This is a genomic window from Pseudomonas sp. FP1762 (assembly GCF_030687105.1).
Classification (GTDB): Bacteria; Pseudomonadota; Gammaproteobacteria; order Pseudomonadales; family Pseudomonadaceae; genus Aquipseudomonas; species Aquipseudomonas siliginis.
This window is the reverse complement of the sequence record NZ_CP117458.1, coordinates 3,489,588-3,503,272: the sequence shown is the minus strand read 5'-3', so window position 1 is coordinate 3,503,272 and position 13,685 is coordinate 3,489,588. Positions and strand designations below refer to the sequence as shown.

The window sequence follows — 13,685 nt, the reverse complement described above, 5'->3', positions numbered from 1 at the left end:
AGGGATCGAACATGTTTTCACCCGCCTTCACGGCGCGGTTGTGCCTGGCGCTGCTCTGCCTTTCTCCGCTTGAATCTGCCTGGGCCGCGCCCACTCCTGGTGAAACCGACCTGATCCGCGAACGTCAGAACCGTTTGCTCGAAGAGCAGCAGCGGCGCCTCGAAGAACTCAAGGATCTGCCCGGCAAAGACGCCAAACCGGCGCAACCGACAGCACCCGCCGATACGCGCTGCTTCACCATCAAGGACATCGAGCTCAAGGGCGCCGACAGCCTCTCGGAGCGCGACAAGGCGCGGCTGCTCAAGCCTTATATCGGCGAATGCCTCGGCGTGCCGCAGCTCAACGAGCTGCTCAAAGTCATCACCGATCACTACATCGACAAAGGTCTGGTCACCAGCCGCGCTTATCTGCCGCAACAGGATCTGTCCGCCGGGCACCTGAAAGTGCTCGTGGTCGAAGGCAAACTCGAAGGCATGAAAGGCGCAGAAAACAGCCGGCTCTCGGATCGCGAACTGGCCATGGCCTTTCCCGGCAAAAGCGGTGAACTGGTCAACCTGCGCAAGATCGAGCAGATGGTCGACCAGCTCAATCGCCTGCCGTCCAACCAGGCCAAAATGGAGCTGGCGCCGGGGCAGAATGTCGGCGGCAGCGAGGTGCGCGTGACCAACACGCCGCAGAAGCCATGGCGCGCCGGCCTGTCGCGCAGCAACGATGGCCAGCGCAGCACCGGCGAGCAGCAGTGGGGCACGTCGTTCGACTGGGACAGCCCGCTGGGTCTGGCCGACCAGCTGAGCCTGCGCGGCGGTCACGATGCGATGACCGATCACCAGCACACCTCCAACAACGCCATGCTCAATTACAGTCTGCCGTGGGGCTGGTGGACGTTCAGTTACACCTACAGCCAGAGCGAGTACCGCTCGCAGATTGCCGCCAACGGCTACAACTTCAAGCAGACCGGCGACAGCGAAAACCATCAGTTGCGCGCCGAACGCGTGATCCATCGCGACGCGGTCAGCAAGACCTCCCTCAGCGCGGGACTTTCGTACCTGCGCAGCAACAACTTCATCGAAGACAGCAAACTCAAACTGAGCAGCAATCGCATCAGCGAAGCCCAATTCGGCTTCAACCACGGCCGTCGTGTCGGCAGCGCGTTCGTCAACTTCGACGCTGGCATGCAGGAGGGCATCGGCGCTTTCGATGCGCAGGGCAGTCACGATCCCGGCCCCGGCGAACCGGACGCACGCTATCGCAAATACACCGCAACCCTGAGCTATTTGCAGCCGTTCAAATTGCTCGGTGAATCCTTCAGCTTCAGCAGCCTGATGACCGGCCAGCGCAGCGAAGATGTGCTGTTCAGCCCACAACGCACCAGCCTCGGCGGCTCGGCGTCGATCCGTGGCTACAAGGATCAATCGCTGTCTGGCGACAGCGGTGGTTACTGGCGCAACGACCTGCGCTGGAGCCGCCCGGTGACTGCCGAATGGCTGCAACCGGTGTTCGCCGAGTACGGCACCAGCCTCGGTTACGACCAAGGCGTAATTCGCGGCGATCGCTACAACGGCGATCAGCACGGACGCATGTCGAGCAACTCGCTGGAGCTGTTCGCACGTGGTCAGCATGTGGCCGCCAGCGTGACTTTCGCGCATTCCCTGGAACGACCCGACGCGCTGACTGAGCGTGAAGCGCCGATCTATTTCCGCCTGGACTTTTTCATCTAAACGCTAGTAATCGGGGTCATTGACATGGACGTTCGCCAGTTTGCCTTCCTCGCAGATCAGCCGAGTGCGGTCGTGAAAAACCGTGAGTTGTTTCTCGGCATGCCCAAACGCGGACTGGCGTTCCTGCTGGCCAACGTCATGCTCTGGCAGCCGCTGTGGGCACAGGCCGATGGCATCGTCGTGGCCAACCCGAATACCACGCTCGACCGTGCCGGCAACGGCGTGCCGATCGTCAACATCGCCACGCCCAACGCCAGTGGCCTGTCGCATAACCAATTCCACGATTACAACGTCGGCGCACAGGGCGTCATCCTCAACAACGGCGCAGCGCAAACATCGAACACGCAACTGGGCGGCCACGTCATCGGCAACCCGAACCTGAAAAACAGCGGTTCGGCGCAGGCGATTCTCAACGAAGTCATCAGCGGCAACCCGAGTCAGTTGCGCGGTTACACCGAAGTAGCCGGGCAGTCGGCGCGGGTCATCGTCGCCAACCCCTACGGCATCACCTGCAATGGCTGCGGTTTTATCAACGCACCTCGGGTGACGCTGACTACCGGTAAACCAGTGCTGGAAAACGGTCGGCTGGATCGCTTTCAGGTCGATCAAGGCAGCGTGGCTATCGAAGGCGCGGGCATCAACGCAACCAATATCGACCGCTTCGAAATCATCACCCGCAGCGCGAAAATCAATGCGCAGATTCAGGCACAGAACCTGACCATCGTCGCCGGTCGCAACGACGTTAACGCCGACAGCCTCAACGCCACGGCCCGCGCCGACGACGGCAGCGCCAAACCGCAACTGGCCATCGACTCCTCGGCACTCGGCGGCATGTACGCCGGGGCGATCAAACTGGTCGGCACCGAGGCCGGCGTCGGGGTGAAACTCGACGGCAAACTGATCGCCAGCGGCGGTGATATTCAGCTGGATGCCAATGGTCAATTGAGCCTGGTCGACACTTCGGCCACCGGCGCGGTCAACGTCAAAGCTGCCAGCCTCGACGCGCAAGCTCCGATTTACGCCGGCACATCGCTCAACGTACAGACCCAAGGCAACCTGACCAACCGCCAGACCTTGGCCGCCCGCGACAGCGTGATGCTCAGCGCCGGTGGGCAACTGACCAACGCCGGCGCCATTGAAGCTGGCGTCAACGCAGACGGCAGCCGTAACAACAGCGGTGATCTGAGCCTGAGCGCACAGGCCATCAACAACAGCGGCAAAGACCTCACCGCCAGCCGCAACCTGAGGGTCAACGCAACGCAGATCCTGAACAATCAAAGCGGCACGCTCAGCGCGCAAAACATCAACATCAGCGGCGGCATGCTCAACAACCGTAGCGGGCAGATGCTCGGTGATCTGGGCCTGAACATCGACCTGAGCGGGGCGCTGGACAACCGTGATGGGGTTCTTGGTTCGGGGCGTTTGGTCAATCTCAAAGCCGCGAGTCTGGATAACCGCGAGGCCGGTGCGGTGGTCAGCGATGGCAGCCTGACGGCGCGCATCAGTGGCACCCTCGACAACCGCAACAAAGGTGACATCTCGGCCAAAGGCGCCCTTGATCTGCAGGCCGGCACGCTGCTCAACAGCGACGGCAAAGTAATCGGTAAAAACACGCTGGCCCTGCGCGGTGATGTGGTCGATAACAGGGGCGGTGTGATCCAGGCTGACCAGCAACTGAACCTTAACGTCGCACAACTGGATAACCGCGAAAAGGGTGTGATCAGCGGCAAACAAGGCCTGACCTATGTGGGCACTCGTCTGGACAACAGCGGTGGTCTGCTCAGCGCAGCCGGCGCGGTCAACCTTACCGCCGCAGAGATTCAAAACGCTGCCGGGCGCATTGCCAGCCAAAGCGACTTGCTGGCAACCATCGGCCTGCTGCAGCAACAGGGCGGCGAACTGGTCGCGCAAGGCAATCTGAGCCTGAGCGGCAAGTCCCTCGATAACCGTAACGGCGGACTGGTCGGCACCACCCAAGCACTGACCCTATCGGTGGATGACGTCGACAATCGCAGCGGCGAAATCTCCAGCAGCCTGTTGATGAACGTCAAAGGACTGCGTCTGGACAACAGCAACGGCAAGATTCTTTCCGGCAGCGATCTCGGATTGAGCGTCGGCAAACTCATCAACCAGAGCAAAGGTTTGATCGCCGCGACCAAAGGCGCGGCGACGGTCACTGGCAACACGCTCGACAACGGCGGGGGCACGCTCGACAGCCTCAACGGTCTGGTGATTACCCTCGATGATGCGCTGAGCAATTCTCTTGGCGTGATCAACAGCGGCGGCACGCTGGCCATCAATGCCGCACGCATCGACAACAGCAACGGCAGTCTCGGCAGTGGCGGCGATCTGAAGCTGACCAGCACTGGCGCGCTGCTCAATCAGGCCGGTTCGATCAATACCGACCGCGCGCTGACCGTCAACAGCGGCAGTCTGGATAACAGTCGCAAAGGTGTGATTTACGCCCAAGGCAGTAGCCGGTTCGAGACCGGCGTTTTCAATAACAACGATGGCGGCAAACTCACCAGCGGTGCGGCACTGACGCTCAAGGCCGGCCAAGTCAATAACGCTGCTGGCCGCATCGCCAGTCAGCAGGCGCTGGATGTTTCGCTCAGCGGGCTCGATCAGCAGGGCGGTGAACTGTTCAGCAAGACCGACCTGACGCTTGATCTGAACCACGGCCAGTTGAACAACCAGAGCGGTTTGATCAATGCACCCGGCACGCTGTTGCTCAAAAACCTCAATGGTGTGAACAACCAGGGCGGGGAAATTTCCAGCCAGCAGGCTTTCACATTCGCCGCGCGTGAGCTGGACAACAGCAACGGCAAACTGCTCAGCCAGCAGGGCCTGACGTTGCGCATCGCTGCGGCATTGAACAACCTCAAAGGCGTGATCTCCGGCGCCTTGATGGACAGCCACAGCGCCAGCCTCGACAACCATGAAGGCCTGATCAGCAGTCGCGGCGAGTTGTTGCTGACTGTCGACAAGACCCTGGATAACCAGCTCGGTACGGTCATCGCTGACGGCCAACTGACCGTCAACGCTGATGAGCTGGTCAACCGTGAAGGCAACATCGCCGGCAAGGCCGATGCCGGCGTGCAGGCAAAAACCGTCAACAATCAGAAGGGGCAGTTGATCGCCACCGGCGTGCTCAAACTGCAGGCCGATCAACTCGATAATCAGCAGAACGGGTTGCTCGGCTCGAGCAAGGACATGACCCTGACCGTCGCTGACCTGGACAACCGTGGCGGCGAAATCAGCAGCAACGGTGATTTGCTGGTCACTGGCAAAAAACTCGACAACAGCGACGGCGGCAAGATCTTCACCGGCCAAGGCCTGACCCTGACTGTCGACGAAGTGCTCAACCGCAGCAAAGGGCTGGTCAATGCGGGCGCCCGGTTCACCCTGCAGGGGGGCTCGCTGGACAACGACGGCGGCGAATTGCTCAGCCACCAAGGCATGTCGCTCAACCTCACCGGCGCCGTTGACAACAGCTCGGGCAAGGTCAGCAGCGAAGGCACTCTGACGGTCGACACCGCGAAATTGACCAACGTTGGCGGTAGCCTGTCCAGCGCGGCGGATCTGAAGCTGGACAGCGACGGCAGCATCGATAACCAGGCTGGCCAGATCGTCACCGATGGCACGCTGCTGCTGACTGGTGCCAGCCTCGATAACCGTCAAAAGGGCACGCTCAGCGGTAAAGGCGCGGTCACCGTAACCACCGGCGCCTTCGATAACAGTAACGGTCGACTGAGCAGTGCCGACACCCTGAATCTCACGGCGGGTCAGGTCACCAATGGCGGCGACGGCAGTATTGGTAGCCAAAGCGCACTGACGGCTTCGGTCAGCGGCCTCGATCAGCAAGGCGGCAAGCTGTTCAGCAACACGCAACTGAGCCTGGATTTGAACCACGGTCAGTTGAACAACATCGGTGGTTTGATCAACGCCCCGGGCGCGCTGCTGCTCAAGCAGCTCAAGGGCGTCAACAACCAGGGCGGCACGATTTCCAGCGCAGAGGCGTTTACCCTGACTGCGCAAAGCCTGGACAACAGCGACGGCAAGCTCTTGAGCAATCAGGGCCTGACCCTGCGCATCGCGGCGGCACTGGACAACGTCAAAGGCATGATCGGCGCCGCCGCCATCGACGCGCACGCGGCAAGCCTGAACAACAGCGGCGGCAATCTGGTCAGCCGGGGCGACCTCGACCTCACTGTGGATGGGTTGCTGCGTAACGACGGCAAAGGCTTGATCAGCGCGGCGCAGTCGCTCGAGATCAGCAGTGCCGGGTTGAACAACCGCGACAGTGGTTTGATCAACAGCCAGGGCAACCTGACCCTGATCGCCACCGGGCTGGACTCCAGCGAAGACGGGGAGGTTTCTGCCAGCGGTGACATGGACTTGAAACTGACGTCCCTGACCCAGAACGGCGGACGCCTGCTGGGCGACAAAGCCGTGACCCTCGACCTTGCCAATGGCGATCTCGACAACCAGCGCGGCTTGCTCACTGCCCAAGGGCCACTGACGCTCAAACGCCTGCGTGACGTGAATAACCAGAGCGGCGAGATCTCCAGCAACCTCGGTTTCGACCTCATTGCCCAAGCGCTCAACAACACTTCCGGCAAGATCATCAGCGGCGAAAAACTGCTGTTGAGTGGCACCGCACTGATCAACCAGAAAGGTCTGATCTCCGGCTGGCAGGGACTCACCGTCAACGCCGACAGCCTCGACAACCGCAACAGCGGCACGCTCTCCAGCAAGTTCGCTGACGTCTCGGTCGACCTCAAGGACGCGCTGCTCAACAGTAACAGCGGTGCGCTGGTTGCTCAGGGAGCCCTGAGCGTCAAAGCGGGCAGTCTCGACAACAGCAACAAGGGCAATCTCAGCAGTGGCGCAGGGCAGACCCTGACACTGGGCGGTGCGCTGAACAACAATCAGGGGCTGATCTTCAGCGGCGCGGCACTGGATGTCGTGAGCACGGCGTTCACCAATGCCGGCGGCTCAGTCAATGCCAAACAGGCTTTCACCGCAACCGCCTCGCGTCTGGACAACAGTGGCGGACAGATCGCCAGCAACGACGCAATCACTCTCGGCCTGAGCGGTGAGCTGAACAACAACGCCGGCAAGCTGGCGAGCAGCGGCGCGATGTTGCTCAAGGGCGTCACCGACCTGCGCAACCAGAACGGCCAGATCGCCAGCCAGAAAACCCTCGAGGTGCGTAGCGGTTCGCTGAACAACAGCAACAAGGGTACGGTCGCGGCCAACGATCAGTTGCAGATCATCGCAACGGGCGCCGTCAATAACAGCGCTGACGGTCTGATCTACAGCCAGAACGCTGGCGTAGAACTGAGCGCCGCCAGCCTGGGCAACGGCAAAGGCTCGATCCAGAGCGAAGGCGCATTGAGCCTGGACGTCGGCGCTGACTTCGACAACCAGAGCGGCAAGGTCATCGCGCAAAACGGCAAGGTCTTTGTCAAAGCTGCCAACATCGACAACCGTGGCGGCATTCTTTCCAGCATCAAAGGTGCACTGGAAGCACGCACCGTCGGCGTGCTGCGCAACGGTTTTGACCTGAACAACAATCGTCAGGGCGGCATCATCCAGGCGCAGGGCCTGACGCTGACCGCACTGGCTGGCCTGAACAACAACGGCGGGCGCATTTCCGCGCAGTCGGGCGACACCAGCATTACCACCACCGCGCTGGATAACAGCAGTGGCGTGCTGTATGCGAAAGGATTGCTCGGCGTCACCGGCTCGAATCTGGAAAACGCCAGCGGCCAGATCGCGGCCAACCGCATTGATTTCGGCCTGACCGGCGCGTTGCGCAACGGCGCGGGCGTCATTGAAAGCGAAACCCAACTGAGCGTAAAAGCGGCCAGCGTCGACAATCAGAACGGTCGTCTGCGTTCGCTGGGCAACACCGGCAAGACCCTGTTCCAGATCGGCGGCCTGCTCGACAACCGCAACGGCGTACTGGAAACGGCCAACGTTGACATGACCCTGGCTGTCGGCAGCTTCCTCAACGGCGGCGGGCAACTCAACCACGTCGGGCGCGGCAAATTTGATATCTCCACCGCCAATGTCATCGGCGCTGGCGGCAGTGTCGTCACCGGCGGACTGCTGGAACTCAACGCTGACAGCTGGAGTAACTCCAACGTCATTCAGGCCGGTCGCCTGAACGTTAATGTCGGGCAGTTCAGCCAGACCGCGAGCGGCAAACTGCTTGCGTCGGACTCGCTGCAGATCCGTGGCGGTAACTGGACCAATGATGGTTTGATCGCCAGTGACGGCATCCTCGATCTGCAAATCGGCGGGACCTATTCCGGCACTGGCCGCTTGACCAGTCAGCGCGGCGCTTACGTCTCCGCCGCGCAGATGAACGTCGCGGCGGGCGGCAGCTTTGCGGTGGGCGCAACGTCGATCGTCAATATCGGCGGACAGCTCACCAATGCCGGACGCATGACCTCCAGCGAAGACCTGACCATCAATGCGGGCGGTGTTGCCAACTACGGCACCCTCGGTGCGGCACAGAACCTCATCATCAACACGCCTTCGCTGCTCAATGATCGCGGGCTGATTTTCAGTGGCAACAACATGACGCTTGGCGTCGCTACGTTGACCAACCAGCACGGTGATTTCTACGGCTTGGGCGATGTGGTGATGGGCGGCTATGGCGGCGCGGTTCGGGCGGCGGGGATATCCAACATCTCCGGTTCGATGGAGAGCGGGCGCGGGTTCACGATGAATGCGGATGTGTTTGAGAACCGTACGGAAGGGCCGGTGATGTCGGGAGACCGTAAGCTCATATCGGGTTTTATCGCCGGTAGCTGTGGCGACTGCGTCGGGGATAACTACAGCATACGCATGGCGGCGCGTGAGACTTATCGAAGCACTGACACAGATACCACTCCGTCTGCCGTACTCAACGTCGGAAAAGATTTCATTTTCCAAGGTGGCACCTTTCTCAACAGCAAAAGCACTGTCGCAGCAGCCGGCAACATCAATATCAACGCCGACAGCTTGAAAAACATTGGTGCTAAGACAGGCACAATCGAAGTCACTCGGTACTACTCGTTTGATTTGACCGATGGTGGGACCGATCGGTTTTTCTCCCGCGTTGTGATGCCCTACAACCAGCGAAACAACCCGGACTTTCCCAATGTTTATTACGTCGAACCGGGAAACGAAATTCGCAAGGCCACGGTGGAATCACTCGAATACTCCCAAGGCGGTGAACTTGGCATGACGTTTGAGTGGGTCGGACTCTATGACACCGTAACTGGCGAAGACGTTAGTCAGCGCAAATACGGCGCTGGTCTGTCCGGGCTGCCTTATGGCTTTGAAAAAACAGTTCATTCTCAATATGACCCTGATAATCTGCTCGCACTGCCGAGTGAGTTGACAAAACGCACGCCGGATAAAGTCACTGAATTCGCGGTTGACAGCACCGGAGCTGTCAGCACCAACACTGGTCGAAATGCTGTCATCCAAGCGGGTGGAAACGTTTCGATTACTGCGTCCCAAGAGCTGGAAAACAGCGTAATCCATCACGATTACGGTTCTACCGGTGGCACCAATAGGGTTGCCGACACTCATGTTGGCGGTAGCAGCACGGTCATCATCCGCATCAACAGCCAACTGCCTCCAGACGTCGCGCAACAGCAAGTCAATCCGCTGAGCCTGCCAGGCTTTTCCCTGCCGATGGGTGAGAACGGTCTGTTCCGCCTGAGCGGGCAGGGCTCCAGCAGTACCGCAGCCAGCAATACCGGGCCAGCACCAACGTGGACGGTCGGTAATGTTGTGGTAAATGCCCAGGACCATCTGGTCGCAGCGACCAGTGGCGGGCCGCGCAACCTGTTCATCGATGCCCCGGCAGCGGTGTCTGACAGCACGCGCGCCGTTGATACCTTCCACCGCACCCCAAACATGGTTCAGGCGGTTGCCAGTACGGTCGATGTCAAGCTGCCCGAGGGCAGCGCCGGGTCGGGCATGCCGAGTCGCGGCAACGACATGAAGGAGTCGATCGACACCCGTCCGGTCACTCGTGTCACCGGCCTGCCGGACACCACGGCACTGTCCAATCCACACAAATACCTGATCGAAACCAACCCGGTGCTGACCGAGCTCAAGTCGTTCATGAGCTCCGATTACCTGTTGGAAAAACTCGGCTTCGACCCAGACCAAAGCGCCAAGCGCCTCGGTGATGGCCTCTACGAACAACGCCTGATCCAGCAAGCCGTCACCGCACGCACTGGCCAGGCTTTCCTCGACGGCCAGACCTCCAACGAAGGCATGTTCAAGTACCTGATGAACAACGCCATCGCCAGCAAGGACGCGATCAACCTGTCCGTTGGCGTCGGCCTCACGTCACAGCAAGTCGCCGCGCTTACCCACGACATCGTCTGGCTTGAAGAGCACGAAGTGAATGGCGAGAAAGTGCTAGTGCCAGTGGTGTATCTGGCCCAGGCCAACGGCCGCCTCGGCCCGACCGGGGCGTTGATTGCCGGTAACGATGTGACGCTGATTGCTGGGGAGAATCTCGATAACGTTGGTACGTTGAAGGCGACCAATAACCTGTCGGCCACCGCAGGCAAGGATCTGGTCAACAGCGGCTCGATCGAGGCGGGCAATCGTCTGGATCTATTGGCAACGAATGACATTGTCAACAAGTCCGGCGGAATCATCAGCGGTCGTGACGTGACGCTGAACACGCTCAATGGGGATGTCATCAACGAGCGGACAATCACATCGTTTGACAACAGCACCCGGTATGGCACTGAGCATCATGACTTCGCTGATACCGCTGCGCGCATTGAGGCGACCAATGATCTGAGCATCATGTCTGCGCGCGATATCAACAACGTTGGTGGCGTGCTGCAAAGTGGTCGAGACATGGACCTTGACGCGGGTCGGGATATCAATATCGCCTCCGCACAGATCAACAACAGCGTCTTCCACGATCGCAAACATAACAGCAGCGACACGACCCAGTTAGGTGCCAGCGTTAGCGCTGGACGCGATTTCACCGCTGCGGCCGGTCGCGACATCGCGGTCATCGCCAGCCAGATCGATGCAACGCGCGATGTCTCGATGAGCGCTACGGAAAACCTGATCATCAGTTCTGCGGCGGACGAAGAGCATTCCTTGTCCAGGAGCAAAAAACTCACTGTTCAGGAAGACCATGTCAGCCAGGTCATGTCGGGAGTGACAGCGGGCGGCAGCGTAGCGCTTGGTGCTGGCGAGGATCTGACTGTTGTCTCGAGCCGGATCACAGCGGGTGACGAGGCTTATCTGGTCGCTGGCAACAACCTCGATATTCTTGCCGCTCAGGACAGCGATTACTCGCTGTACGACAAAAAGAAAAAGGGTTCCTTTGGTTCCAGCAAAACCAAGCGTGATGAAGTTACCAAGGTCAACAACATTGGCAGCGTCATCACCTCCGGCGGTGACATGGTGCTGGTCAGCAATGGCGATCAACATTATCAGGCTGCCAAGCTCAACAGTGGCCACGATCTGACCATCACCAGTGGCGGTTCTGTGACGTTCGAAGGCGTCAAGGATCTGCATCAGGAGAGCCACGAAAAAAGCAGCTCAAGTTCGGTATGGAGCTCTTCCAAAGGTCGCGGCAACACCGACGAGACATTGCGCCAGACTGAACTCACGGCCAATGGCAATGTTGTAATCAGCGCCATCAACGGGCTGAACATCGACCTTAGAGACATCAATCAAAAATCCGTCAGCCAAACGATCGACGCCATGGTCAAGGCTGATCCGGGCCTGGCCTGGCTGAAAGATGCCGAGCAGCGAGGCGATGTGGATTGGCGGATGGTCAAAGAGACCCACGAGTCGTTCAAGTACAGCAACTCGGGCATGGGGCCGGCTGCGATGCTGGCTGTGGTCATCATTGTTTCAGTGTTGACCGCGGGTACCGGCACCGCCGCTACTATCGGTGCGACCGCCGGCCAGGCGGCGTCCGGCGCAGCATTGGCAGCGGGTGCTTCCGCTTCAACTGCGGCGACCATTGCTGCCGCTGCGTCCGCGGCCGCAACGGCGGCATTTTCTGCGGCCGTAGGCCAGGCAGCTACCAGCGCAATCAACAACAAAGGCAATCTTGGTGACACCTTCAAAGACGTGATCTCTTCAGAAAGCTTCAAGAGCTACGTTTTCGCCGCTATCACTGCAGGTATCGCTTCGAAATTTGGCTACAACCCGACCGATCTGAATTTCGACCTGGACAGCGTCCAAAGCGTGGCGATGAAAGCCACATTCGACGCCTTGGCAAAAACTGCCGTCATGGGTGGAAGTCTGCAGGACAACCTCGTGTCCTCTGCACTTGGTTCTGCGATTGCAATTGGTGGAGCGGTCGCGGCCAACAAGATTGGTGACATCACGGTATTCGACAACGGCAAAGTTACCAAGGTGGCTTTGCATGCCGCATTGGGCGGTTTGATGGCCGAGGCGATGGGCGGGGATTTCCGTACAGGTGCAATAGCGGCGGGTGCGAATGAGGCGTTGGTTGATTTTCTTGCTGACAAAGTTCTACCAAAAGGTTTAGATCCATCGAGTCCGGAGTATCTGAAAGGAGTTAATGATCTTCTGGCGGCATCTCAATTAGTCGGTGTGTTGACCGCCGCAATCACCGGTGGCGACGCTTCTATTGCTTCTGATGTTACTTCGAATGCTACTGAATACAATTATTTGAACCATGCCGATATGCAGCGGTTGGCCGAAGAATTGCAATCATGTAAGTCCACTAATAGTTGTGAGGGAGTGGCGTCTAAGTACTTCGAAAGGCATCTGGCCAATGAGAAAGTTCTCAAGGAAGTATGCGCTGTTGATACGGCAAGTTGCCAAAAGGCAGCGCTGGATATTTACAATACTGTTTTAGGTTATCAGCGCGGTGACTACGATACCGATCTGCCTCCAGAGCTTAAGCAAGCATTTGGATCGTTCCACCAATTCAACATCGATGCAGTCGCAGTACCTACGGCAGCGATAGCAAGACCTTCGGCAGAAGCATTTGTTCAGTCACTTGGACTTGATGTTTCGGATCCGAAGGTCCAGGCAATCGTCGGCACAGTGGCAACATTCATAGCAGGCAAAGCCGCAGCCAGTCGAGTTCCCAAAACGAGTATGGCGATGCCTACCGGCTTACCAGACAAACTCACAGGTTACGCCAACCCCAACGATATACGTTTTACACAGGACAGCGTCTCTGGGGTCTTTCGCGATGGGACGGTGTTGGACTCGACAATCGATGCTTTGAAAAAAGGAGTAATTTCACCGTCCGAAATTCCCCCGATCAGGGTTTTCGAGAAGGACGGATTGATTTACAGCCTTGATAACCGCCGCCTTCTCGCGGCCTCGGCAGCAGGCGTTCCGATAAAAATTGTTCCAGCTACATCGGCGGAGATTCGTAAAGAAGTCAAAAAGAAAATGACGACACTGAATAAAGGTGTAATCATTTGTGTTCGTGATATCTGTAAGTAAAGGTGCGTATGGAACTTGATGATCAAATTGAAAGTATCGAAACCAAAGAGGATTTTGCGGAGTTTCTCAATGTGTTTCGTGAGTCTTTGGCAAGCCAGCCTGACGAGTGGGAGAATCCAACGCTCGAAAAATTTTTAGATGCAATGGAAGCTTGGGTGAACTCAATGGAAGGTTATGTAATTAACTCTGGTGATACAGACGTACTTCGTCCAAGCTGGCGAACCTTTGCGAAGATTTTATCGGCTGCGAGCGTTTATGAGTGATATGTAGAGAATGCACCGCTTTTTCCAATCTGCGATCAATTATTGTTCCGTCGTCAAGCCATGGGCGTGGGGGTAGTTGAAAATAATTTATGGCGATTTATTTATATTTGCAGTTCGAGTAGGTGGGGACTGTCTTTTGTCGTTAAAACTCCTCCAGAATTAAGAGTTATGTAAAGTTTTGAATGTTCTTAAAACGATTGCTGTCCCGTTTCTTCTG

General features: G+C 58.3%; 3 protein-coding genes. All 3 read left to right on the top strand.

Annotation, left to right across the window (positions count from 1 at the left end; translation table 11 throughout):
- Positions 1 to 11 precede the first annotated feature (11 nt).
- From PSH90_RS15450 to PSH90_RS15440, 3 genes are read left to right on the top strand one after another with little or no spacing between them, the layout of a single operon-like run.
- Positions 12 to 1,718 (top strand): ShlB/FhaC/HecB family hemolysin secretion/activation protein, encoded by a 1,707-nt coding sequence (locus tag PSH90_RS15450; RefSeq protein WP_150635063.1) that lies wholly within the window; start codon positions 12 to 14, stop codon positions 1,716 to 1,718.
- Between the two features lie 24 nt (positions 1,719 to 1,742).
- Positions 1,743 to 13,205: a filamentous hemagglutinin N-terminal domain-containing protein gene (locus tag PSH90_RS15445; RefSeq protein ID WP_305380946.1), complete on the top strand. Its 11,463-nt coding sequence runs from the start codon at positions 1,743 to 1,745 to the stop codon at positions 13,203 to 13,205.
- A gap of 8 nt (positions 13,206 to 13,213) precedes the next feature.
- Positions 13,214 to 13,468 carry a hypothetical protein gene (locus PSH90_RS15440; protein WP_133336494.1) on the top strand — a complete coding sequence of 85 codons (255 nt, stop codon included), beginning with the start codon at positions 13,214 to 13,216 and terminating at the stop codon, positions 13,466 to 13,468.
- Positions 13,469 to 13,685: the final 217 nt, after the last annotated feature.

Coding starts and splice junctions, on each gene's coding strand:
- PSH90_RS15450 (WP_150635063.1), top strand. CDS start 12: ATGTTTTCACCCGCCTTCACGGCGCGGTTGTGCCTGGCGCTGCTCTGC.
- PSH90_RS15445 (WP_305380946.1), top strand. CDS start 1,743: ATGGACGTTCGCCAGTTTGCCTTCCTCGCAGATCAGCCGAGTGCGGTC.
- PSH90_RS15440 (WP_133336494.1), top strand. CDS start 13,214: ATGGAACTTGATGATCAAATTGAAAGTATCGAAACCAAAGAGGATTTT.